Genomic DNA, 23,364 nt, shown 5'->3' on the forward strand with positions numbered 1-23,364 from the left:
GCCAGGGATAGGCGGCGGATAACCGCAAGCGGTTTTTCGCCCTACGGCCCGAGGCTGCCGAGGTAGCCGGCGAGCGCCCGGATGTCGGCATCCTCCAGCCCATTGGCGACCGCGCGCATGGTCGCGCTGTTGCCGCGCTTGCCGTCGCGGAAGCCGTGCAACTGGGCTGCCAGGTATTCCGCCCATTGCCCGGCCAGGCGCGGCGCCTTCAGCGCCGCCAGGCCCTGGGCGGCGGGACCGTGGCAGGCGACGCAGGGCGGTACGCCGCGCTGCGCCAGGCCGCCCTCGAAGAGCTGGCGGCCGCGTTCGCGTTGCGCCGGGTCGGCCAGGGTCTGCTCGCCGGCGCTCATGCGCTGGGCGGCGAACCAGGCGGAGACGTTGACCACGTCCGCCGCGCTCAGCTCCTCGCCGCGGCCGTTGGTGGCCGGGTTGCGCCGGCGCTGGGTCTTGAGGTCGTAGATCTGCTTGTACAGGTATTCCCGGTCGAGCCCGGCGAGCTTCGGGTAGCTGCGGTTCGGTCGTGGCCCGCCGTTGCCGTCGTCGTCGTGGCAGCGCGAGCACATTTTCTGCGCCATCGCCTTGCCGCGCGCCAGGTCGGCGGGCGCGTCCGGGCCCGGAACGGCGGCGGCCAGCGGCAGGGAAAGCAGGGCCGAGAGGCAGCCGGCCAGCCAGCGTTTGCGCTCAGTCATGCTGCCAGGGCCCCCGCAGCCAGCCGTGGATGTCGTAGTCGGCCATGCAGCGCTGGACCATCGCCTCGCAGTAGGCCAGGTGCCCGCGACGGCTGGCCCAGGCCAGCGAGTCGAGGCGGATCTGCTCGGCATTGCCGGAATAATGGCTCTCATAGACCGCGTGGCGCGCGCCGAACTCGCTGCCGGTGGCGTCCCAGATCAGCTTGAACAGCTTCAGGCGCTGCTCCGGCTCCAGCTCGGCACCGCGGTAGTAGCTGTCCACCAGCCGCCGCGCCTCGCCGTCGCGCAGGTCGGCGGCGCCCGAGACGGTGACCAGCGGGGCGCCGCCGAGGGCGCTTTCCAGCAACTCGCGGACACGCTTCCAGATCTGCGGCACCTGGATGCGCAGGGCATTGGCGTACTCCAGGCGCGGCACCGCCGAACCGGCGGCGTTGCGCTCCGGGTCGCGGGCCATGGCGGTGGTCAGCGCCTGCAGCAGGTGCTGCAGGGCGATCAGCTCGCCGAGGGCCGCCTGTATCCCGCGGAAGCCCTGGGTGCCATTGGCGCGCACGCCGAGGGAAAGCAGGCCGATCATCAGCTCCAGCTTCACTCCGAGGCGGATGCCGGACTGGAAGTTGTACAGGTTGGCGAAGCCCGACTCGGCATAGAAGCCGGTGGCGCGGCGCAGGTCGCGGTAGACCAGGACGTCCTCCCAGGGAATCAGCGCCTTGTCGAACAGCAGCACGCTGTCGTTCTCGTCGAAGCGGCTGGACAGCGGATAGTCGAAGGGACTGCTCGCGCGCTCCTCGTAGGATGGCCGGCACATCAGGCGCAGGCCGGGGTTGTCCATGCGGGCGAAGAACACCAGGGCGAAGTCCTCGGCCTTGCCGGCTTCCATCTGCGCCGAGGCGACCGGGGCGACGAAGGTGGCGTTGGTGATGGCGCTGCCGGTGGCGAGCATCTTCGCCCCGCTGACGACGATGCCCTGGTCGGTCTCGCGTTCGACGTGGACGAACACGTCGCGCATCTCGTGGATCGCCTTGCTGCGGTCCAGCGGCGGATTGATGATCGCGTGGTTGAGGAACAGCCCGCGGTCGGCGAAGGTGCGGTGCCAGGCGCAGGCGTTCTGCCGGTAGTCGCCGTAGAAGCCGGCGCCGGCCTCCAGCCCGGACATGAACGCCGCCTTGTAGTCCGGGGTACGCCCCATGAAGCCGTAGGTCATGCGCGACCAGCAGCCGATCGCCTCGCGCGCGCCGAGCAGGTCCTCGGCATTCTGCGCGGGGGTGAAGAAGCGGTGGCTGCGGCGGCCCTGGGCATCGACCCGGGTGAGGACATCGCGCTGCTCGCCGTGGAGGCCGTCGTAGAGCCCGGCGATGCTGCGGCAGGCGTTGCGGAACGCCCTGTGCCGGGTGACGTCGGCGACCCGTTCGCCGTTGAGGTAGACCTGGCGACCGTCGCGCAGGCTGTCGAGATAGTCGGCGCCGGTCATCAGCGCGTTGGGGACGGAATGGCTCATGCTGGTTCCTTGTCGGGACGCCGGCCGTGGCGCGCACGGCCGGCGGGGCGGTCAGTCGCGCTGCAGGTGCGGGTTGCGCAGCGCCGGCTCGGCGTGGATATGCACCCGCCGCAGGTGGCGCGGCGCGCGGTGGGCGAAGGCTTCGCGACCGTGCAACAGGGTCAGGTTGTCGGCGATCACCAGGTCGTCGCTGCGCCAGCGGTGGGCGTAGTGCGCCTCTGGGTGGTACAGGCAGCGGCGCAGGCTGGCGAGCAGTTTGCCGCGCTGGTCCGGGGCGATGCCGTCGTAGTGGAACTCGGAGGGGTTGATGAAGCTGGCGTCGCCTTCGACCGGCGGTTCGCAGAAACGCAGGATGGGGAATTCGCGGCGCGGGTGGCGCTCGACTATCGGTGCCGCCGAGCGGCTGCTGTAGTGCGCCGCGCTGCGCTGGTACCGGCCGCTGGCGCGGCGCCAGAGTTCCAGCTCGCTACTGTCGGCCAGTTGCAGCGCCGCCGGGGTCGAGCTGAAGGTGGTGCGACCGCCGTCGCTGTCGCCGGGCGCGTCGACACAGTGGAATACCTGGAATTCCGGGACCGTCTCCAGGTACATGCCGTCCCAGTGCAGCGGCACGTAGTTGTTGGCGAAGATGTGGTCCTCGGCGCCTTCCTGTTCCACCAGCTCGAGCACTGCGCCGAATGGCCACAGCATGACTTCGCCGAAGTCATGGCAGTAGCGGGTCAGGCTCTCGGCGTCGGCGAAGGCGGCGAAGCCGCGCAGGAGCAGCAGGTGGTGGCTGCGTGCCAGGCCCTTGAGCCACTGCGCCGGCAGCTCGCCGACGTGCATGCCGGGGCGGCCGGGCTCCAGCAGCAGGCCGAAGCGCGGCTGATTGCCCTGTTCGTCGCGCAGCGGCGAGAGACGTACGGGGTGATCGCTGACATAGGTGTTCATCGTCTGGCTCCTTGTGCTCAGGCCACGGCGGCGCGCCGGGCGGCCCTGGCCGGCAGGCGGTAGTGACTGGGCTGGCCGTTGATCTGCACCAGCTCGCCGCCGAGTTCCAGCACCTCGCTGCGCTTCATCAGCACGAAGCGGTCCTCGGTGTTCACCGCCACGCCGTGCCAGGGCGTCAGCCAGTCGTCGCGGGTCGGCATCATGTGGATGCCGAACTTCAGGCTGTCCGCCGGCTGCGGATGGATGGACAGGCGGATCGCGCGGGGGAACTGGTCGGCCAGCAGCGCGCCCCAGGCCCAGCTGCGCTGGATCACCCCGTAGGCGCGCTCCTTGGCGTCGCGTTGCAGGGCGGTCTTCGAGCCCTGGTAGTCGGGGGTCAGACCGTCCTCGTAGAGGAAACGGGTGATGGCGCGGTACAGCAGCAGGCCTTCTTCGCTGGCCAGCAGGGTCTCGCGGATGCTTTCCAGCGGCTCGGCGTAGCCGTCGATCAGCAACTGGCGGAGCTGCTCGTGGTTGTCGCGCTGGGCCTCGAAGGCGCGTACGTCCTCCAGGTTGAACACGCCGATATGGGTGGCGCCGATCTCCTCGATCATCAGGCGCAAGGCATCCTGGTAGGCGCTGATGTGCGCATCGCCGATCCTCACCAGATCGCCGAACACCCGGCCGTCGGAGCAGACGGTGATCTTCGCGCCCGGCGCATAGAACAGCTGGATGCGCTGGCACAGGTGGTTGAGGAACGACAGCGACAGGCGCTCGGCCATGTCCGGACGGCTGTCGAGGACCTTGCCGGGGTTCGGCGACTTGGCCGGAAACGCCGGCAGGACGAATTCGATGGGCTCGCCGGCTTCGATGAAGGCGGCGATGCGCGGCAACTGGACCTGTTCGATGCGGCGGATCTCGTCCGCTTCGCTGGCGCCCTGGCGATGCTCGGGGTAACGGCGGCGATAGAGCAGCAGTTCTTTCAATACGCGTGCGGGAAGGGTGTCTTCGGCGATGGCGTACATGCAGGTGTTTCCTCCTTGTGGGCGGATGCCGGCGGGGCCGGCAGCGGAAGGCGACATCCTGTGGACTCGCCGCCGGGGGATAAACCGGGGAAGGCCGGAAACACTGTTCGCTGAAGCTTGACGATGGGCGCCGGGCACGGGCGGGCCGCCGGCGTTGTCGCGTATCGCGGGGAGGGCTGAAGGAAGCGGCCGCCGGCGGGCGGCCGCAGGGCGGTCAGTCGGCGTTCTCGCCGCACAGGTCGAGGGCGAACCAGCGTTGCGCTTCGTCGCGTCCGAGGCCGGCGCCGAGCAGGCCGAAGAGCTTGCCCAGGGCCGCCTCGCGGGTCATTCCGCCAGCCGAGACCAGGCCGGCGTCGCGCAGGCGGCTGCCGGCGGCGTAGACGCCGAACTCGACCTGGCCGTAGGCGCACTGGCTGACCGCGGCGAGCAGCACGCCGCGGGCGTGGGCTTCGCGCAGCAGCGCCAGCAGCTCCTCGTCGTCGGACGGGCCGGTGCCGCTGCCATAGCATTCCAGCAGCAGCGCTTCCACGCCGCTGTCGAGCAGCCCGCGCAGGTGCGCGGCGCGCAGCCCCGGATAGAGCGGCAGCACGGCGAGGTTCACTTCCCGGCGCGGCTGGCGGTAGCCGAGCGCCACAGGCACCGGCGCATGCTCGGCGTGGCGCGGTCGCGGCAGTTCGGCGAAGGCGTCGAACGCGTCGCTGCGCAGCTTGCTGACTCGCGCGCCGTGCAGCAGGGCATCGTTGAAATAGACCTGTACGCCGCGCGCGTGGCCCTCCTGGAGGACGCGCAGGGCGCCGACCAGGTTGTCCCAGGCATCGCTGCCCGGCGCGCCGGCCGGCAGCATGGAGCCGGTCAGCAGCACCGGGACCGGCAGGTCGAGGAGCAGGAAGGACAGCGCCGCGGCGCTGTAGGCCAGGGTGTCGGTGCCGTGCAGGAGCAGCACGCCGTCGTGGCCGGCGTCGAGCGCGGCGACGATGGCGTCGCGCATCGCCAGCCAGTTGCCCTGGGTCATGTTGGCGCTGTCCAGCGGCGGTTGCAGTTCGGCGAAGCGCCAGCGCAGGTCCGGGGCGTCGCCGAGGGTTTGCAGGTGGTCGCGCATGCGCGCTTCGAAGCCACCGGCCGGAGCCAGTCCCTGAGGGGTCTGCAGCATGCCGATGGTGCCGCCGGTGTAGAGCACGAAGAGGTTCTTGACTGGGAGCATCCGTAATCCTTGTGTCGGGCCTTTTCGCGCCGGACGTGCGAAGAGGGGACACCATTGTGGCGCAGGCGCCGCTCCGGGGGGAGGGCGCCTGCGCGAGACTCAGCGATTGCCGCTCGGCAGCGGCTCGGCGTCCGCCTGCGCCGGAGGCTCGGCGCGCTGGCCGGCGGGCCAGGCTTCGCGGTCCAGGTCGAGGTCGGCGAACTGCGCCGAGTCGAACACCGGTTGCTTGATCCCGGCGCGACGCTGCACGTCGTAGTCGCGCATCACCCGCAGGCCGACCTTGAACAGCAGGGCCAGGGCCATCAGGTTGACGAAGGCCAGGCAGGTCATGGTGATGTCGGCGAAGGCGAACACGGTCGACAGGTCCTGCACCGAGCCCCAGACCACCAGGGCCAGCACCAGCGCGCGGTAGCCGATCAGCACCAGGCGGTTGCGGCTGAGGAACTGCAGGCTGTTCTCGCCCAGGTAGAAGTTGTAGAGGATGCAGGTGAAGACGAACAGCGACAGGGCCACGCTGACGAACACCCGGCCCCAGTCGCCGACCACCGCGGCCAGGGAGTTCTGGGTGAGGACGATGCCGTCGCCTTCGAAGCCCGGGGTGTAGAAGCCCGAGAGCAGGATCAGCAGGGCGGTGCAGGTGCAGATCACGAAGGTGTCGAGGAACACGCTGAAGGCCTGGACCACTCCCTGCGCCGCCGGATGGCGCACGGCGGCGACCGCGGCGACGTTCGGCGCGCTGCCCAGGCCGGCCTCGTTGGCGAAGACGCCACGCTTGACGCCCATCACGATGGCGCTGCCGAGCAGGCCGCCGAACGCCGGGTCCAGGCCGAAGGCGCTCTTGACGATGGTTTCCAGCATTGCCGGGACGTGCTCGATCTGGCTGGCGATGACGTACAGGGTGACGCCGATGTAGGCCAGGGTCTTGATCGGCACCAGCAGGTCGGAGACCGCGGCGATGCGCTTGATGCCGCCGATGAAGACCACGCCGAGCAGCACCGCCAGGGCGATCCCGGTGTGCTGCGGGGCGAAGCCGAAGGCGTTCTGCAGCGAATGGGTGACGGTGTAGGACTGCAGGCCGTTGAAGGCGAAGCCGTAGGTCACCAGCAGGAGTACCGCGAAGACCACCGCCATCGAGCGCAGTTTCAGGCCGTGCTGGATGTAGTAGGACGGGCCACCGCGATACAGACCGTCGCCGTCGCTGCGCTTGTAGACCTGGGCCAGGGTGCATTCGAAGAAGCTGCTGGACATGCCGACCAGCGCGGTGACCCACATCCAGAACACCGCCCCCGGACCGCCGAGGGTCACGGCGATGCCGACCCCGGCGATGTTGCCGGCGCCGACCCGGCCGGCGAGGCTCAGCATCAGGGCCTGGAAGGAGCTGAGCTGGCCGGCCTGGCCGCGCAGCGATTCCCTGAATACGCCGAACATGTGGCCGAAGTGGCGGAACTGGACGAAACGCGAACGGATCGTGAAGTAGGCACCCAGGCCGACGATCAGGACGATGAGGACTTTTCCGGAAAGGAAATCGTTGAGCATTTCAAGCATGGAGGTCTACCTCGGTTCTTATTCTGGTACCGGCGTGCGCTGCGGCAGCGCCTTGGTGCGCGGCGCATGGTTGGCCATGACGCACCTGGTTACAATTTCGCGGGTTGCTCCTGCTTGATGCGACCTGATGCTAGAATCGCGTCCATAGCATCAGTTTCGGAGCCACCGATGTCCGAGCACCTGGGCGCCAATCTCAAGCTGCTTTGCAGCCATTACCGCTCGATTTCCGAGGTTTGTCGGCAATTGGCGATCAATCGCGCGCAGTTCAACAAGTACCTCAGCGGCCAGAGCCAGCCGACGCCGTACAACCGCAAGCGGATCGGCGACTTCTTCGGCGTAGAGGACTACGAGCTGGGCTTGCCGCCCGAGCAGTTCGCCCGCCTGATCGGCGCCCGCGCCAGCGCCCAGCCGCGCCAGCCCAGCAACGACCCGCTGTTGCGGCTGCTACAACCGCTGCGCGCCGAGGCCGGCGACCTGGGCCGCTACTGCGGCTACTACTTCGAATATGCCAACTGCATGTCGGTGCCGGGCAGCATCCTGCTCTCCCTGGTGCACCTCTACGAGGAAGACGGCGTGTTCCTCTTCGAGCGCCAGGAACGCCAGGAACGCACCAGCAGTACCGACGTGCAGGCGGAGGAGTGGGCGCGTTGCCGCTATCTCGGCGCGGCCTTCCAGTTGCAGGACCGGGTGTTCCTGATCGACTACGAGTCGCTGACCCTCAACGAGATGAGCCAGACCATCCTCATTCCCAGTTTCAAGAGCCGTATCACCCGCCTGAACGGCCTGAAGATGGGCGTTTCCAGCGGCGACCGGCGGACTCCGGCATGCAGCCGGGTGGTCTGGGAGTACCTCGGTGCGGAAATCAACCGGATCAACGCTTACCGCCAGGTGCGCCTGTATCGCCCGGACGATCCGCGGATCGACGAGGATATTCGCCAGCGCCTGGCGGCGGGGAGCTTGCGGCATGGGTTGCTGGAGACGGAGTGAGGGGGCGGGGGATCGCGCAGGGCGGTGAGGCCTGCCGATGGCCCGGTTCGCGGTCACGAAAAAAGCCCCCTTGCCCGACGGGCAAGGGGGTAATGTGCGCCGGTGGTTGGCCGGCTACCGAGGTTCGCGGGAATCAGATGTGCAGGGCGTGTCCCAGCGCGCGCAGGGCGGCTTCCTGGACCGCTTCGCCGAGGGTCGGATGGGCGTGGATGGTGCCGGCGATGTCTTCCAGGCGGGCGCCCATCTCCAGCGACTGGGCGAAGGCCGTGGACAGCTCCGAGACCGCCTTGCCCACCGCCTGCCAGCCGACGATCAGGTGGTTGTCGCGACGCGCCACCACGCGGACGAAGCCTTCGTTGGCCTCCAGGGTCATGGCGCGGCCGTTGGCGGCGAACGGGAAGCTCGCCACCAGGCAGTCCAGGCCGGCATCCTTCGCCTGCTCCGGAGACAGCCCGGCGACCACCACTTCCGGATCGGTGAAGCACACCGCGGGGATCGCCACCGGGGCGAACTGGCGACGCTTGCCGGCGATCAGCTCGGCGACCATCTCGCCCTGGGCCATGGCCCGGTGCGCGAGCATCGGCTCGCCGGCGAGATCGCCGATGGCCCAGACATTGCGCATCGAGGTGCGGCACTGGTCGTCGACCTTCACCGCCCGGCCGTTCATGTCCAGGCCCAGGCTTTCCAGGTTCCAGCCTTCGCTGCGCGGCTTGCGGCCGACCGCCACCAGTACCTGGTCGGCGGCGATCTCGCGCTCCTCGCCGGCGCCGTCGCGGACCCGCACGCCGTTCTCCCCCGGGCCCAGCAGGCTGTGCCCGAGGTACAGCTCGACGCCCAGCTTGCGCAAGGCCTGGGCCACCGGCTTGGTCAGTTCTTCGTCGTAGCCCGGCAGGATGCGCGGTTGCGCTTCCACCACCGCCACCTCGACGCCGAGCTTGCGGTAGGCGGTACCCAGCTCCAGGCCGATGTAGCCGCCGCCGACCACCACCAGGCGCTTGGGCAGGCTGCCGGGCGCCAGCGCCTCGGTGGAGGAGATCACCTTGCCGCCCAGCGGCAGGATCGGTAGCTCGACGCTCTGCGAGCCGGCGGCCAGCAGCAGGTGCTCGCACTCGATGCGCTGGCTGCCGCCGCCGGCGAGTTCGACCGCCACGCTTTTGCCGTCGAGGATCCTCGCCCAGCCCTGGACGACATCGACCCCGTGCTTCTTCAGCAGCGCGGCGACGCCGCTGGTGAGGCGGTCGACGATGGCGTCCTTCCATTCCACGGTGCGGGCGATGTCGATGCTCGGCGCCTGTACCTGGATGCCCAGCGCCGACCGGCCGGCATAGTGGCGGGCCTTGAGGTATTCCTCGGCGGCGTGGATCAGTGCCTTCGACGGGATGCAGCCGACGTTCAGGCAGGTGCCGCCGAGGGCGGCGCCCTCCACCAGTACGGTGGGAATGCCCAGTTGCCCGGCACGGATCGCCGCGACGTAGCCGCCGGGGCCGCCGCCGACGATCAGCAGGGAAGTCTTCAGGATCTGGCTCATCGCTTACTCCAGGAACAGGGTGGCGGGATGTTCGAGCAGGCCGCGCACGGCCTGGATGAAGGCCGCCGCGTCCATCCCGTCGACCACCCGGTGGTCGAAGGAGGAGGAGAGGTTCATCATCTTGCGCACGACGATGTTGCCGCCGACCACCATCGGTCGCTCGACGATGCGGTTGACGCCGACGATGGCCACCTCCGGATGGTTGATCACCGGTGTGCTGACGATCCCGCCGAGCGCGCCGAGGCTGCTCAGGGTGATGGTCGAGCCGGACAGCTCCTGGCGTTGCGCCTTGCCGCTGCGCGCGGCTTCGGCCAAGCGCGCCACTTCGCCGGCGTTGCCCCAGAGGTCGCGCGATTCGGCGTGGCGCAGCACCGGCACCATCAGGCCGTTGTCGCTCTGGGTAGCGATGCCGACATGTACCGCGCCGTAGCGGGTGACCACTTCGGCCTCGTCGTCGTAGCGCGCGTTCAACTGCGGGAAGTCGCGCAGCGCCACGACCATGGCGCGGACCAGGAACGGCAGCAGGGTCAGCTTGCCGCGCTGGCCGCCCCATTTCTGGTTGAGATGGGCGCGCAGGGCTTCCAGGTCGGTGACGTCGATTTCCTCGACATAGCTGAAATGCGGGATGCGTCGCTTGGCGTCCTGCATCTTCTGGGCGATCTTGCGACGCAGCCCGATCACCGGCACCGCCTGTTCGTCGTGTCGCTCGGCATACCCTTGCGCGGCGCCGCCGCTGCGCGCGACGCTGCCATCCTGGGTCAGGTAGGCATCGAGGTCCTCGTGGAGGACGCGTCCGGCGGGACCGCTGCCCTGCACGAACTGCAACTCGATGCCCAGGTCGCGGGCGCGCTGGCGCACCGCGGGGGAGGCCAGCGGGCGTTCGCCGGGCTGGCGCCGCTGCCGTGGCGCCTCGCTGTCGCGCAAGGCGCGCGGCGCTTCGGCGGCGGCTTTCGGCGCCGCGACCGGGGCTTCCTTCGGTTCCTCCGGGGGGGCGGCGACGGGCGCGGCCGGTGTCGTCGCGGCCGGGCTCTCGGCGAGGTTGCCGGCGCCTTCCACCTCCAGGCGGATCAGTTCGCCGCCCACCGCCATCACCTGGCCCGGCTGGCCGCCGAGGGCGAGGATGCGTCCGGCCACCGGCGAGGGAATCTCCACCGTGGCCTTGTCGGTCATCACCTCGGCGAGGACCTGGTCTTCATTGACCGAGTCGCCGACCTGGACATGCCACTCCACCAGTTCGACCTCGGCGATGCCTTCCCCGATGTCCGGCATCTTGATCACATGGGTACCCATTCAGACCTCCATCACACGCTTGAATGCCGCGCCGACGCGCGCGGGGCCGGGGAAATACGCCCACTCCTGGGCATGCGGGTAGGGGGTGTCCCAACCGGTGACGCGCTCGATCGGCGCCTCCAGGTGGTGGAAGCAGTGCTCCTGCACCAGCGACATCAGCTCGGCGCCGAACCCGCAGGTGCGGGTCGCCTCGTGGGCGATGACGCAGCGGCCGGTCTTCTTCACCGAGGCGACGATGGTTTCCAGGTCCAGCGGCCAGAGGCTGCGCAGGTCGATGATCTCGGCGTCCAGGCCGGTCTCGTCGGCCGCGGCCTGGGCCACGTAGACCATGGTGCCGTAGGTCAGCACGGTCAGCGCCGCGCCGGGGCGGACGATCGCCGCCTTGTCCAGCGGCACCTTGTAGTAGCCGTCCGGCACCTGGCTGGCCGGATGCTTGGACCAGGGCGTCACCGGGCGGTCGTGGTGGCCATCGAACGGGCCGTTGTAGAGGCGCTTGGGCTCGAGGAAGATCACCGGGTCGTCGTTCTCGATGCAGGCGATCAGCAGGCCCTTGGCGTCGTAGGGGTTGGACGGCATCACCGTGCGCAGGCCGCAGACCTGGGTGAACATCGCCTCCGGGCTCTGGCTGTGCGTTTGCCCGCCGTAGATGCCGCCGCCACAGGGCATGCGTACGGTCATCGGCACGATGAAGTCGCCGGCCGAGCGATAGCGCAGGCGCGCCGCCTCGGAGATCAGCTGGTCGGAGGCCGGGTAGACGTAGTCGGCGAACTGGATCTCCACCACCGGGCGCAGGCCGTAGGCGCCCATGCCGACCGCGGCGCCGATGATGCCGCTCTCGGAGATCGGCGCATCGAACACCCGCGAGGTGCCGTATTTCTTCTGCAGGCCTTCGGTGCAGCGGAATACGCCGCCGAAGTAGCCGACGTCCTGGCCGAACACCACCACGTCGTCGTCGCGCTCGAGCATGATGTCCATCGCCGAGCGCAGCGCCTGGATCATGGTCATGCTGGTGACCGTCTGGGCGTTCTCGTGTTGCGGGTTCATGGCATTCATACCCCGAGCTCCTGGCGTTGCCGGCGCAGGTGCTCCGGCAGTTCTGCATAGACGTCCTCGAACATGCTGGCGGCGCTCGGCACCCGGCCGTCGATCAGGGTGCCGTGGCTCTCCGCCTGTTTCTGCGCGGCCAGCACTTCGGCTTCGAGGGCCTTGTGGGTGGCTTCGTGCTGTTCCTCCGACCAGATGCCGAGGCCGATCATGTGCCGCTTCAGGCGGGCGATCGGGTCGCCCAGCGGGAAGTTGGTCCAGTCGTCGGCGGGGCGGTACTTGGATGGGTCGTCCGAAGTCGAGTGCGGGCCGGCGCGGTAGGTGACCCATTCGATCAGGCTCGGCCCGAGGTTGCGCCGGGCTCGCTCGGCGGCCCACTCGGAGGCGGCGTAGACCGCCAGGAAGTCATTGCCGTCGACCCGCAGCGAGGCGATCCCGCAGCCCACGCCACGGTTGGCGAAGGTGGTGCCTTCGCCGCCGGCGATAGCCTGGAAGGTGGAGATCGCCCACTGGTTGTTGACCACGTTGAGGATTACCGGCGCGCGGTAGACATGGGCGAAGGTGAGGGCGGTGTGGAAGTCCGACTCGGCGGTGGCGCCGTCGCCGATCCAGGCCGAGGCGATGCGCGTGTCGCCCTTGATCGCCGAGGCCATGCCCCAGCCGACCGCCTGGATGAACTGGGTGGCGAGGTTGCCGGAGATGGAGAAGAAACCGGCCTCCTTGCTCGAGTACATGATCGGCAGCTGGCGGCCCTTGAGCGGGTCGGCCTCGTTGGAGAGGAGCTGGCAGATCATGTCCACCAGCGGGTATTCGCGGGTGATCAGGATGCCTTGCTGGCGATAGGTCGGGAAGCACATGTCGCCGTCGCGCAGGGCCAGGGTATGGGCGGTGGCGATGGCTTCCTCGCCGAGGCACTGCATATAGAAGGAAAGCTTTTTCTGCCGTTGCGCGGTGAGCATGCGCGCGTCGAACAGACGGGTCTTGAGCATCGCCCGCATGCCGCGCAGCAGTTGTTCGTTGCTGAGCTGCGGGTTCCAGGGACCGACGGCGTGGCCGTCGTCGTCGAGCACGCGTACCAGGCTGTAGGCCAGGTCGCTGGTCTCGGCGGGCTCGACATCCACCGGCGGCTTGCGTACCTCGCCGGCGGGGGACAGGTGCAGATAGGAAAAGTCGGTCTTGCAGCCAGGACGCCCGGTGGGCTCCGGGACATGCAGACGCAACGGCTCGTAATCACTCATGACAGGCCTCCGGCCCGGTCCGGGCCAAACGGTTGGAGAGATCAGAAACGGGCGAACGGCGTTCGAAGCGGCGGACTGGGCGGATGGCGGGTTCCCGTCCTGTGGGTGGGGGCGGGTGGCAGGCATGCCGGGGTACGGCAGGCGCGGTCGTACTGGGTGACGTCACTCATGGTGAGGCCCTCGGGTTTTGTTTTTGTAATTTCAGTATAGGCTTCGGGTGCTAGTTTTTTGCTCCAAATTGACTAAGGTATTCCGGCAGTATTGGGTTGTTTGAACTACAAGAATCGCTAACAAGAGAAACAACGCACCATGGCTGAACTCGACCGCATCGACCTGAAAATCCTCCGCGCCCTGGCCGACGACGGCCGCCTGAGCTGGCGCGATCTCGCCCAGAAGGTCGGCCTGTCGCTGACGCCGACGCTGCGCCGGGTACGCCGCCTGGAAGAGGAACACTACATCCAGGGCTACTTCGCCCGGCTCGACGAGGAACGTCTGTCCGGGGCGATGAGCGTGTTCGTCTCGGTGTCCCTGGAAAAGCAGACCGGCGACTACCTCGCTCGCTTCGAGGAACGCATCGTCGATGCGCCGCAGGTCATGAGCTGTTTCCAGATGACCGGCGATGCGGACTACATGCTGCGGGTGGTGGTCAAGGATCTCGCCGCCTACCAGGCGTTCCTCACCAATACCCTGACCTGCATTCCCGGCGTGGCTGGCATCAAGTCGGCCTTCGCGCTGAAGTCGGTGATGCTGCGCTCGGCCCCGCCGCTCTGAGCATAGACCCTGTCTATCTGCGTAACGTTACGCTATTCTGATTGCGTAACGTTACGCAGATGGAGCCGTTCATGAAAGCCAGCAAACCCGGGCCCAAGCCGAGCGGCAAGGCCAAGTCGGCCGCCCAGCGGATGCGCGAGTACCGCGCGCGCAAGGCCGAGGAGGCCCTCGGCGCCGAGCATTCCGACAAGGAGCGCGAGCGGCAGATCCGCCGTGAGGCGCGCGCCGAACTCGAACGCGTGAAGCTGGAGCAGCAGCGCCGCGAACACACCCTGCGCAAGGAACTGGAAGCCTGCCAGACCGAGATTGGCCGCCTGCTCGGCCTGCTGCGCCGGCACGGCATCGATCCGCACCCGGGCAACTGATCAGCCGGGCGTGTCGAGGAAGGCCAGCAGGGTCGCTTCCTCGGCACTCAGCCAGCGGCGCTTGCGGGCGCGCCTGAGCTGGCCCAGTTGCCCGGCCTGGTAGGCCTCGATGATCGCCGGGTGGATGTAGCATTGCCGGCAGATCGCCACGCTGTTGCCCAATTCGGCGGCGACCTCCGCCACCACCGCGCCAAGCCCGTCGGCTCCGGCACGCCGCAGGCGCTCCAGCGCCAGCGCGCTGCCGGCCCAGGTACGGTAGTCCTTGGCGCTGAAATCCTCGCCGGTGTGCCGGCGCAGGTACTCGTTGATGTCGTGGGAGCCGATGCGGTGCGGCTGGCCGTCCTCGTCCAGGTACTGCAACAGGTCCTGGCCGGGCAGTTCCAGGCAGCGCCGCAGCACCCGCGCCAGGCGCGGATGCTCCAGGCTGACGTCGTGCTCGATGCCGCTCTTGCCCTTGAAGCGGAACCGGATGCGACTGCCGTTCACGTCGACGTGCCGGGTACGCAGGGTGGTCAGGCCGTAGGAGCGGTTGTCGCGGGCGTAGCGGTGGTTGCCGACGCGGATCAGGGTGGCGTCGAGCAGTGCAACCGCCAGGGCCACCACCTTGTCGCGACCGAGGCCGGGCAGGCGCAACTGGGCGTCGATGTGCCGGCGCAGCCCCGGCAGCGCCTGGCCGAAGCGCAGCAGGCGCTCGTACTTGTCGGCATCGCGTACCTCGCGCCAGCGCGGGTGGTAGCGGTACTGCTTGCGCCCACGGGCGTCGCGGCCGGTGGCCTGGAGATGGCCGTTGGGGTCGGGACAGATCCAGACCTCGCGATAGGCCGGCGGAATGGCCAGCTTGTCCAGCCGGCGGATCTCCTCGGCGTCGCCGATGCGCTGGCCGTCGGCATCGAAATAGACGAAGCGCTTGCCCTGCCGGCGTCGACGGATGCCCGGCTGGCGGTCGTCGACGTAGCAGAGGCCGGCGGGCAGGGCGGGGATATCCGGTGGCGCTGCGCTCATGCTTGGGTTCCGAAGGAAAGCTTGCCTGTTTAGGCCGCTGCGCCCGCTGGAACGTTCAACCGCGCTGCGCTTGCTCCTGCTCGTAGCCGATGGCGCCGGCGATGTGGCGGCCGGCGATGTAGCCGAAGGTCAGCGCCGGCCCCAGGTTGATGCCGCCGGAGGGATAGTGGCCGGCGAACAGACTCGCCATGTCCGCGCCCGCCGCGTACAGGCCGGGGATCGGCTGGCCGCCGCCGTCCAGCACGCGGGCCCGGGCGTCGGTCTTCAGCCCGGCGAAGGTACCGAAGCAGCCGGGCTCGACCTGCACCGCGTAGTACGGTCCGCGTTCGATGGGGGCGACGCAGGGATTCGGCCCCGGATACGCCGGGTCGCCCTGCTTGCGGTTGAATGCCGTGCCGCCGCGGCCGAACTCTGGGTCGCGGCCCTCGCGGGCGTGGCGGTTGTATTCGGCGACGGTGGCGGCCAGGCCGGACGGGTCGATGCCGCAGCTCCTTGCCAACTGATCCAGGCTGGCCCCGCGCTTGAGATAGCCGCTGCGCAGGTGCGCGGCGATCGGCAGCGGCGCCGGACGCACGTAGCCGAGGCCGTAGCGGCGCAGGAAGCGCCGGTCGCAGACCAGCCAGGAGCGTGCCGGCTGCCCGGGCGGGGTGGCCTCGAGCAGGGCGGCGACATAGTCGTGGTAACCGTGCGCCTCATTGACGAAGCGTCTGCCGTTGGCCAGTACGCCGATCACCCCGGGCTTGCCGCGCTCGATGATGTGCGGGAAGTGCCCGGTCTCGCCATCTCCGTGGGGAATTCGCGAGACCGGCGCCCAGGCGATCGGCGAGCGCAGGTCGTCGGCCACCCGGCCGCCGGCGCTTTCCCCCAGGCGCAAGCCGTCGCCGTTGCAGCCCGCCGGCGGCAGCGGCAGCAGGGTGTCCAGGGTCGGGGCCAGCTCGGCGCGGCGCTGCGGGTCATGGGGAAAGCCGCCGCAGGCCAGGACCACGGCGCCTGCCTCGATGCGCAGGAGTCCCTCGGCGCTCTCGACCAGCGCGCCGACTACCTGCCCGTCGCGCAGCAGCAGTTCGCGGGCCGGCGCCGATTCGATCAGGCGCACGCCCAGGGCTTCGGCGGACTTGGCCAGGCGCGCTACCAGCGCCACGCCATTGACCAGGTGCATGGCGCGACCGTAGCGCAGCAGGTGCCAGAGGTGGCTGGAAAAGCGCCGGGCGACATGCAGGAAGGCCGGCAGCGAGCGGGTCAGGTCGAGGAAGGCGGCGAGGTCGGCGCCGGCCATGATCGGCATGCCCATGAACGAGGTCTCCCGCAGGGGCTTGCGCAGGCGCGGCAGCAGCGGGCCCAGTTGCCGTGCGTCGTAGGGCGCGGCGACCAACTGGTGGCCGCCCTCGGCGGCGCCCGGCGTGTCGCCATGCATGTCCGGGATGCCGTTGCCGTCGACGAAACGCAGGTGGGTGTGGCGCTCGAAGAAGGCCACCATGTGCGGGCAGGCTTCGAGGAAGGCGTCGATCCGCGCGGCGTCGTAACGCTCGCCCAGTTCGTGGCGCAGGTAGGTACGCGGTTGCTCGATGTCCTCCTCGATACCGGCGCGACGTGCCAGCGGGTTGCGCGGCAACCAGGCCCAGCCGCCGGACCAGGCGCTGGCGCCGCCGAACACCGGGTCCTTCTCCACCAGGACTACCCGGCGCCCGTGCCAGGCCGCGGTCACCGCCGCCGCCAGCCCGGCGGCGCCGGAGCCGACGACCAGCACGTCACAGGTTAGCGGGGTGCTCTCGACGGCCGCAGAGGTCATGGCTTCTCCCTTTTTCAAGATTTCGGAACGATGTTCCATATTCTAGGGAGGCAATCCCCGCGTACCAACCCGCTCGGCGAAAGGAGCGGGCGATCATCGGCCAGGTCGAAGCGAGGTCGGCCGCCCGGTAGGGAAAAGGGAGACGGGAGGGGAAAGGCCCGGCGCAGGCGCACCGGGCCGAGGGCGTCAGCGCGCTTCGCCGCCGCCCTGGACCGCGGCGGCCTTCTTGCGCACCGGGAAGGGGAAGTAGAGGGCGCGCAGCAGCGCGACGCGCTTGATCACTTCGCCGATCAGCAGCGAGACGATCACCGAGATCACCAGGGCGACGCTGGCAGCGGCCGGTTCCGACAGGCCCAGGTGGACCAGCAGGTTGAAGGCCTTGTGCTGGATCTCGCCGTGGAAGATCAGCAGGATCAGGGTCGACTGGCCGATGTAGGTCATCGCCTTGCCCAGCCAGTCGATCTTCATCATCAGCCCGGACAGCGCCCAGCACAGGTAGACGCCGCTCACCGCCTGGACGGTGGCCCAGAACCAGTGGTCGTAGCGGCGCTGCGCCATGTCCACCACCGTCGGGTAGTAGAGGAAGCTGGCGGTGGTCACGGCAAGGGCGATGCACAGGGTCAGCAACGAACTCTGGTGGCGACGCAGGACGTCGCGCAGGACATAGCCGAACATGAAGTGGGCGCTGCTGATCAGGGTGATGTCCAGGCTGAACGGCAGGCCCGGCAGCAGGTACTGTTCGCCGCCGAACTCCAGCGGGATCTGCCAGAACGTCTTGAGGAACAGGATGCCCAGGCCCAGTTGCACGGCCAGCAGCACGCAACTGGCGGCGAGGGACAGGCCGAGACGCTGGATGACGCGCAGCATGAACCAGGCGAACAGGGTCGCTACCCAGAAGTGCGGCAGGTACCAGAGCGCCTGCCAGGGCAGGGTGTCGACCGAGGCGTACAGCACTCCGCCGATGTCCGGCAGCAGCGGCTGGCCGCGCAGCAGGTCGCGGAGGATGACGTAGCCGAGCATGGTCACGAAGAACGGCTTGAGCAGGGCGTCGGCCTTGCGCAGGGCCATCTCGCCGAAGGGTTGCTCGGTCCTGAAGAACACCCCGGAAATGAAGAAGAACAGTGGCAGGATGAACGGAGAGAGCAACGGATAGAGCACGGTCGGCGAACTGGCGACGAACCAGCTGTGCCCGAAGACGATGATCAGGATGCCCACGCCGCGGGTCACATCCATCTGAATCCAGCGTTTTTTCACTTTGCAACTCCCGCTTGACGCGCTAACTCACAGTGGTTGTTCGAAGGCCCCCAGGGCCAGGCTCCCTACCCGGAGCCATGGGTCAATCGGTGCGCCAGGGCCGCAGCCAGAGCGCCATGCCGAGCAGCGCCAGGCAGCCGGCGACGGTGCCCAGGCCCAATTGCAGCCAGATGCCGTCGATGCGGAACAGCAGGCCGGCGGCGAGCGCCATGGCCAGGGCGCTCAGCAGCCACAGCCGGGCCCAGGGCAGGGCGCCGAGCAGGGCCTGGCGACGCATCAGCAGCAGCGCGGTGCAGAGCACCCCGCCAAGGGCCGCGAGGGGAATCCCCGGCAGTCCGAAAATCAACGGCAGGACCGCCAGCAGCGCGGTGTTCAGCGCGCTGCCGAGCAGCTCGCAGCGCAGCGGCAGGCGAGTATCGCCGGCGGCGTAGGCGTAACGCGCCAGCAAGGCATTCCAGGCGCCGAACACCAGTGGCACGGCGAACCAGGCCAGCAGCGCCGGCAACGGCGAGCCGGCGGTCTGCTGCGGCAGCAACAGGGCCACCAGGCCGGGTGCGGCGGCGACCAGCCCGACCCCGGCCGGCAGGGTCAGCAGGCTGGCGGTCTCCAGGCCGCGGCGAAGCAGGGCCAGGCGCTCGCCGCCCTGGCGTCGGCTCATCATGCCGAGCAACACCTGGTTGAGGCTCATCAGGGCGATCAGCGGCAGGTTCATCAGCTTGCGCGCCAGGTTGACCCAGGTCACCGCGCCTTCGCCGAGCAGCGAGGCCACCAGCCGCTCGACCAGCGCCAGGCCCTGGCTGGCGGCGTTGCTCAGCAGCAGCGGGCCGATCCGCCCGCCGAGCTGACCCAGTTCGGCGCCCGACAGGCGCCAGTGCCAGGGCCGCCAGCCTTCGGCCCACAGCGAAGGCAGCAACACCAGCGGCATCAGCAGGCTGCCGAGCAGGCAGGCCAGGGCCAGTTGTTCGGGCTGGCTGGCCTGGCCGTGCAAGGCCAGGTAGAGCACCGGCGGCAGATTGAACAGCAGCGAGCCGAGCCCGGCCAGGACGAAGCGCTCGGCGGCCTGCAGGGGGATGCTGAATAGCGCATGGAGCATCAGTCCCGGCACGCACCAGGCGAGGATCCGCAAATTGGCCGCGGCCTGGGCGCTGGCCGTCTCGGCCAGGCCCGGGCCGAGCAAGCGCACCAGCCAGGGCGCCGCCGCCAGCAGCAGGAGGCTGAGCGCCACGGCGATACCGATCAGCGCCGGGAGGATCGCCGCCAGCCAGTCGAGGCGACGTTCGCCCTGGCGTTCGAGGAACAGAGGCAGGGCCGCCGCGCTGAGCACGCCGCCGGCCAGCGACATGCGCAGGGCCTCGGGCAGGAACAGGGCGATGAGGAAGGCGTCGCTGCGCTCGCCGGCACCCCAGGAGGCCACCAGCAGCCATTCGCGGGCGAAGCCCAGGCACAGGCCGAGCAGGGTGGCCAGGGTCAGCCAGAAGGCGGAGCCGAGCATCTCAGGCCTCGGCTCCGCGCTCGAGCTGTCGCTTGAGCTTGCGATAACCCACTGCCCGCGGTTGCGGCTGGCGCTCCGGGAACAGCCGGCGGGCTTCCAGCAGGTTGATCCCGACCAGCAGCCAGAACAGGCCGATCATCACCACGGCGAAGCTGAAGTAGTGGTCGAACAGGCCGCTGACCAGCGCCGCCAGGATGCCGCCGGTGCTGCCCAGCCAGATCGCGTTGTCGCGGGTCAGGCGGATCGGACCTTTCTCCGGACGGGCTTCGCGCCACCAGCGCCAGGTCACCGCGATGAACAGCAGCATGCCGCCGAGGCCGACCTTGTACATGAAGTTCAGCCACAGGTTGGAGATGCCCAGGAGGTCGGTGCCCGGCACCGGCGGGTCGACCTTGAAGCCGATTCCCAGCGGATAGCGGGCGACGGCCTTGGGGAACATCCGGTACTCGTCGAAGCGCACCTCGGTACTGGCGTTCTGCGGCGAGAAGATGGTCGCCAGGCGTTCCTGCAACGGCGGGTAGCTGAGCACCAGGACCACCACCAGGCCGACCCCGAGCAACAGCAGGCGGCCGGTGTAGGGCACCTTGCGCAGGGACATCCAGAACAGCACCACCGCCAGGCTGAGCATCGCCCCGCGGGAACTGGCGAGGAGGATCGCAGCGGCGCCGAGGACCGCCACGGCGAGACCCAGGCCGCGCCGCCAGCCCTGGTTGGCGACCCCGTAGCAGAACGCCAGGGGCAGCAGCAGGGCCATGATCCCGCCGGTGGCGTTGGGGTGCATCCATGGCGAGCCCATCCGCGAGGAAAGCGCCTCCAGGCCGAACTTGAGGGTGTCCAGGTTGGCGTAGTTGAACATCGCCAGGATCGGCGCCATCCCCGACGCCGAGCGGTAGCGGATGAACACCGCGATGGACATCAGCAGCATCGCCAGGGTGCCCAGCAGCAGGGCGATGACCAGTGTCTCGCGGTTCTTGCGCTCCACCAGCAGGCGTCCGGCGAGGAACACGATGGACAGGTTGAGCAGCCAGCGCAGCCAGTTCGACAGGCCGCTGGCCTCGGCCTTGATGCTGACCTGGCCGACCACGAACGGCAGCACGGTGAACAGCATCAGCCACAGCAGCATGCGCTCGGTGGAGCGGTAGCGCAGCGCCGGCGCCGGCGGCAGGCGCGAGAGGAAGATGTGCCAGAGCACCGCGCCCCAGGTCAGGGCGAGAATCGCTTCGCTGACCGTCGAACGGATCCCCACGTTGACCGTGGAGTAGGGCATGAAGGTCGCCACCAGGGCGAACAGCAGCAGCCCCCAGAACGGGAAGCGCAGGATGGTGACCGCGGCCGCCAGGCCGACCATGGCGGCGCCGGCCTTGGCCGGGCTGAGCATCAGCAGCGCTCCGCCGAAGGCCAGGCCGAGGACGACAGCGACGAGGTTTCCCAACGACATTCTCAACTCAGTTCCTCGATCAGTGCGGCCAGCCGTTGCCGGTAGGCTTCGCGGTTGAAACGCGCGGCCCAGGCGATGAGTTCATCCGCCGAGGCTTCGCGCGGCGCATCGGCCAGGCGCAGCATCAGGCGTTCCAGGGCGGCGCCGTCGCTGGGCGAGAAGCGCGGCGCCGACGGCGGGGTGACTTCGTCCAGCGAGGTGCCGCTGGCCACCGCCACCGGCGTGCCGACGCTCAGCGCCTCGACCACCGGCAGGCCGAAGCCTTCCGCGTAGGACGGTTGCCAGAGCCGCTCGGCCTGGCGGTACAGCGCGTGCAGTTCGGCGTCGTCGAGCCCGCCGAGCGCGTGCAGGCCGGGCAAGCCGCGTTGCTCCTCGGGCAGGTGGTCGAGGCTGCCGACCAGCACCAGCGGCGGCACGCCGGGCGCCTGGGCGCGCGCCCGGGCCCAGGCGCGGACGAACCAGGGCACGTTCTTGCGCAGCTCGCGGGTACCTACCAGCAGCCAGTAGCGCGGCGGCAGGCCGCGTGCCGAGAGGTCGGCGGGTTCGCCGGCGAAGCCGTCGACCTGGTTGGGCAGCACCCGGACTTTCCCGGCGACCCCGGGAAACAGTCGCACAGCCTCGTCGGCGCTGTACTGCGAAGGGGTCCAGACACGGTCGGCGACACGCAGCGCATAGGCGATCGACAGGTAGTCGCTGACCCGATAGACCAGTGCCTTGAGGCGGTTGGCGTGGTAGTTCTTCAGGGTGATCTGGAACAGGTCGTGGATCAGCAGCGCATAGCGCACGCCCGGCGGACGCGGCGGTAGCGGCAGGCCCATGTTGAAGGTGCTGATGTACAGGTCGATGTCCTGCTCGCGCAAGGCGCGTGGGAGGAACCCGGCTTCGAAGCGCAGGCGCTGGTGCGGCTGGTGCATCGCGGTGCGCGGGCAGCCCCACGGCGGGCAGACCGCCCGCTGGCGCAGCGGGTCGTCGAGAGGGGCCACGGTGAAGCGGGTCACCTGCGTGCCGGGCAGGCTTTCCAGGGCCTGCTCCATGGCATAGACCTGGCGGCTGATGCCCGAGTGCGGCGAGCTGCCGACGGTGCGGTAGTCGAGTCCTATGCGCATGCCGGCGCTCCTTCGGCGAGGCCGGCGTAGACCTGTTCCAGTTGGCTGGCGGCGACGCTCCAGTCGTGCGCGCGGCGCGCGTAGGCGCGGCCGTTCTCGCCCAGCGCGCGGGCCCGCGCCGGGTCCTGCAACAGGCGCACCACGGCGTTGGCGAGCTGCTCGGCGGATTCGCCGCCCAGGTAGTCCTCGCCGTCCCGCAGTTCCAGGCCGGAAACGCCCTGCGCGGTACTCGCCAGCGGCAGCCCGGCGGCCAGGGCCTCGAGCACCTTCAGCTTCGAACCGCCGCCATGGCGCAGCGCGGCGAGGAACACCGAACTGCTCGATTGCAGTTGCAGCAGGTCGGGAACGAAGCCTTGCCATTCGATGCGCGGATCGCTCCAGCGTTGCGCCCACTCCGCCGGCAGCGCATAGCCGCAGACGCTCATGCGCGCGTCGGGGCAGTGTGCCCAGACCCGCGGCAGGATCTCGTCGAGCATCCATTCCACGGCATCGACGTTCGGTGCGTATTCGTAGTTGCCGAGGAACAGCACGCGCTGCGCTTCGGGCGCCGGCCGGGCGGCGGCGAAGTGCTCGCAATCGACCCCGTTGACCACCACCGGCACCGGCCGCCCGAGCATCGCGCCGAGCTGTCGCGCATCCTTCTCGGTCACGGCGACGACCGCCGCCGCCTGGCTCATCACCCGGCGTTCCCAGCGGCGGTAACGCCACTGGTCGTAGCGCGCGAAGGGCAGCGCCCAGCCCGGCAGGCGGTCGTAGGTGGCGGCACCGAGGGACGACTCGACATTGTGCTCGGTGAGCACGAACGGCTGGCCGGCGTCGCGCAGCGGTCGCTCGTAGGGCTGGAAGCTATAGCTGTGCTCGACCTGGACCACGTCCCAGGGCTCGCGCAGCAACTCCGTGGCGGTGCGTTGCAGCTCCGCCGACAGGCCGTTGACGCTGGCCAGCAGCGGGTAGGGCGCGAACAGCGCGGCGAGCAGCGTGGAGAGGCTGCGCAGCGGTCGGCGCGGCAGCACGACCAGGCGTTCGAGGAAGGGCTCCAGGGCCTGGCGGTCCTCGGCGCTCACCGGCTGCTTGCTGTGCAGCAGCACGGTGATCCGGTGGCCGCGAGCCGCCAGGCTGCGCAGCAGGTGGTACTGACGGGTCTTGCCGCCGCTGGTGGTGGGCCAGGGCGAGTAGGGCAGGATCCAGAGAATACGCAT

20 protein-coding genes are annotated in these 23,364 nt (G+C 69.3%); 3 read left to right on the forward strand and 17 right to left on the reverse strand.

What is annotated here, in order from left to right; all coding sequences use genetic code 11:
• Nucleotides 1-41: 41 nt before the first annotated feature.
• The 6 genes from pvcD to HMPREF2886_RS22130 form a co-directional block, all read right to left on the reverse strand.
• Nucleotides 42-689, reverse strand: a complete 648-nt coding sequence (pvcD, locus tag HMPREF2886_RS22105) for a paerucumarin biosynthesis heme-binding protein PvcD (protein ID WP_070748375.1) — start codon at nucleotides 687-689, stop codon at nucleotides 42-44.
• Nucleotides 682-2,184, reverse strand: a complete 1,503-nt coding sequence (pvcC, locus tag HMPREF2886_RS22110; RefSeq protein WP_033968424.1) for a paerucumarin biosynthesis protein PvcC — start codon at nucleotides 2,182-2,184, stop codon at nucleotides 682-684. Before pvcC ends, pvcD begins: the two co-directional genes overlap by 8 nt.
• A gap of 51 nt (nucleotides 2,185-2,235) precedes the next feature.
• Nucleotides 2,236-3,111: a paerucumarin biosynthesis oxygenase PvcB gene (pvcB, locus tag HMPREF2886_RS22115; protein ID WP_042170686.1), complete on the reverse strand. Its 876-nt coding sequence runs from the start codon at nucleotides 3,109-3,111 to the stop codon at nucleotides 2,236-2,238.
• 17 nt (nucleotides 3,112-3,128) lie between these two features.
• Complete coding sequence (pvcA, locus tag HMPREF2886_RS22120; RefSeq protein WP_024916174.1) at nucleotides 3,129-4,115, reverse strand: paerucumarin biosynthesis protein PvcA; 987 nt, start codon at nucleotides 4,113-4,115, stop codon at nucleotides 3,129-3,131.
• Between the two features lie 214 nt (nucleotides 4,116-4,329).
• Nucleotides 4,330-5,316 carry an asparaginase gene (locus HMPREF2886_RS22125; RefSeq protein ID WP_070748377.1) on the reverse strand — a complete coding sequence of 329 codons (987 nt, stop codon included), beginning with the start codon at nucleotides 5,314-5,316 and terminating at the stop codon, nucleotides 4,330-4,332.
• Between the two features lie 99 nt (nucleotides 5,317-5,415).
• A complete protein-coding gene (locus HMPREF2886_RS22130; protein ID WP_003113731.1) occupies nucleotides 5,416-6,861 on the reverse strand; it encodes an alanine/glycine:cation symporter family protein in 1,446 nt (481 codons plus the stop codon).
• Nucleotides 6,862-7,029: 168 nt separating this feature from the next.
• Here HMPREF2886_RS22130 and HMPREF2886_RS22135 point away from each other — a divergent pair, with 168 nt between their 5' ends.
• Nucleotides 7,030-7,848 carry a transcriptional regulator gene (locus HMPREF2886_RS22135; RefSeq protein WP_033968419.1) on the forward strand — a complete coding sequence of 273 codons (819 nt, stop codon included), beginning with the start codon at nucleotides 7,030-7,032 and terminating at the stop codon, nucleotides 7,846-7,848.
• 133 nt (nucleotides 7,849-7,981) lie between these two features.
• On the opposite strand, the gene lpdA is transcribed toward HMPREF2886_RS22135, so the two are convergent.
• Genes lpdA through HMPREF2886_RS22155 form a run of 4 tightly spaced genes read right to left on the reverse strand, consistent with a single transcriptional unit; the run spans nucleotide 7,982 to nucleotide 12,948 of the window.
• Entirely contained in the window at nucleotides 7,982-9,376 is a 1,395-nt protein-coding gene (gene lpdA, locus HMPREF2886_RS22140) for a dihydrolipoyl dehydrogenase (protein ID WP_033968417.1), read from the reverse strand.
• A gap of 3 nt (nucleotides 9,377-9,379) precedes the next feature.
• A complete protein-coding gene (locus tag HMPREF2886_RS22145; RefSeq protein ID WP_033977552.1) occupies nucleotides 9,380-10,666 on the reverse strand; it encodes a dihydrolipoamide acetyltransferase family protein in 1,287 nt (428 codons plus the stop codon).
• On the reverse strand, nucleotides 10,667-11,719 hold the full coding sequence (locus HMPREF2886_RS22150; RefSeq protein ID WP_003089248.1) for an alpha-ketoacid dehydrogenase subunit beta: 1,053 nt from the start codon (nucleotides 11,717-11,719) through the stop codon (nucleotides 10,667-10,669). It abuts the gene before it with no gap.
• Nucleotides 11,716-12,948, reverse strand: coding sequence for a 3-methyl-2-oxobutanoate dehydrogenase (2-methylpropanoyl-transferring) subunit alpha (locus HMPREF2886_RS22155; protein ID WP_003111886.1), 1,233 nt, complete (start codon nucleotides 12,946-12,948; stop codon nucleotides 11,716-11,718). Before HMPREF2886_RS22155 ends, HMPREF2886_RS22150 begins: the two co-directional genes overlap by 4 nt.
• Nucleotides 12,949-13,257: 309 nt before the next feature.
• Between HMPREF2886_RS22155 and HMPREF2886_RS22160 the strand changes: the two genes are divergently transcribed.
• Nucleotides 13,258-13,719, forward strand: coding sequence for an Lrp/AsnC family transcriptional regulator (locus HMPREF2886_RS22160; protein ID WP_003089245.1), 462 nt, complete (start codon nucleotides 13,258-13,260; stop codon nucleotides 13,717-13,719).
• A gap of 71 nt (nucleotides 13,720-13,790) precedes the next feature.
• A complete protein-coding gene (locus tag HMPREF2886_RS22165; RefSeq protein WP_003113727.1) occupies nucleotides 13,791-14,084 on the forward strand; it encodes an inner centromere protein in 294 nt (97 codons plus the stop codon).
• On the opposite strand, the gene HMPREF2886_RS22170 is transcribed toward HMPREF2886_RS22165, so the two are convergent.
• The 7 genes from HMPREF2886_RS22170 to HMPREF2886_RS22200 form a co-directional block, all read right to left on the reverse strand.
• Entirely contained in the window at nucleotides 14,085-15,086 is a 1,002-nt protein-coding gene (locus HMPREF2886_RS22170) for a DNA topoisomerase IB (protein WP_033968315.1), read from the reverse strand.
• A 55-nt stretch (nucleotides 15,087-15,141) separates the two neighbouring features.
• Nucleotides 15,142-16,875 (reverse strand): FAD-dependent oxidoreductase, encoded by a 1,734-nt coding sequence (locus HMPREF2886_RS22175; protein WP_070748378.1) that lies wholly within the window; start codon nucleotides 16,873-16,875, stop codon nucleotides 15,142-15,144.
• Between the two features lie 186 nt (nucleotides 16,876-17,061).
• Nucleotides 17,062-18,129, reverse strand: a complete 1,068-nt coding sequence (locus HMPREF2886_RS22180; protein WP_070748380.1) for an acyltransferase family protein — start codon at nucleotides 18,127-18,129, stop codon at nucleotides 17,062-17,064.
• A gap of 82 nt (nucleotides 18,130-18,211) precedes the next feature.
• Nucleotides 18,212-19,621, reverse strand: coding sequence for a lipid II flippase MurJ (locus HMPREF2886_RS22185; protein ID WP_070748382.1), 1,410 nt, complete (start codon nucleotides 19,619-19,621; stop codon nucleotides 18,212-18,214).
• Between the two features lies 1 nt (nucleotide 19,622).
• Nucleotides 19,623-21,059 (reverse strand): O-antigen ligase family protein, encoded by a 1,437-nt coding sequence (locus HMPREF2886_RS22190; protein ID WP_033968311.1) that lies wholly within the window; start codon nucleotides 21,057-21,059, stop codon nucleotides 19,623-19,625.
• Nucleotides 21,060-21,061: 2 nt separating this feature from the next.
• The gene (locus HMPREF2886_RS22195) at nucleotides 21,062-22,165 is read right to left on the reverse strand and encodes a glycosyltransferase family 4 protein (protein ID WP_033977558.1); all 1,104 of its coding nucleotides are present in this window, start codon (nucleotides 22,163-22,165) and stop codon (nucleotides 21,062-21,064) included.
• The gene (locus tag HMPREF2886_RS22200; RefSeq protein WP_070748384.1) at nucleotides 22,156-23,364 is read right to left on the reverse strand and encodes a glycosyltransferase family 4 protein; all 1,209 of its coding nucleotides are present in this window, start codon (nucleotides 23,362-23,364) and stop codon (nucleotides 22,156-22,158) included. The genes HMPREF2886_RS22195 and HMPREF2886_RS22200 overlap by 10 nt, the downstream gene beginning before the upstream one ends.

Source organism: Pseudomonas sp. HMSC066A08, assembly GCF_001813025.1.
Classification (GTDB): Bacteria; Pseudomonadota; Gammaproteobacteria; order Pseudomonadales; family Pseudomonadaceae; genus Pseudomonas; species Pseudomonas aeruginosa.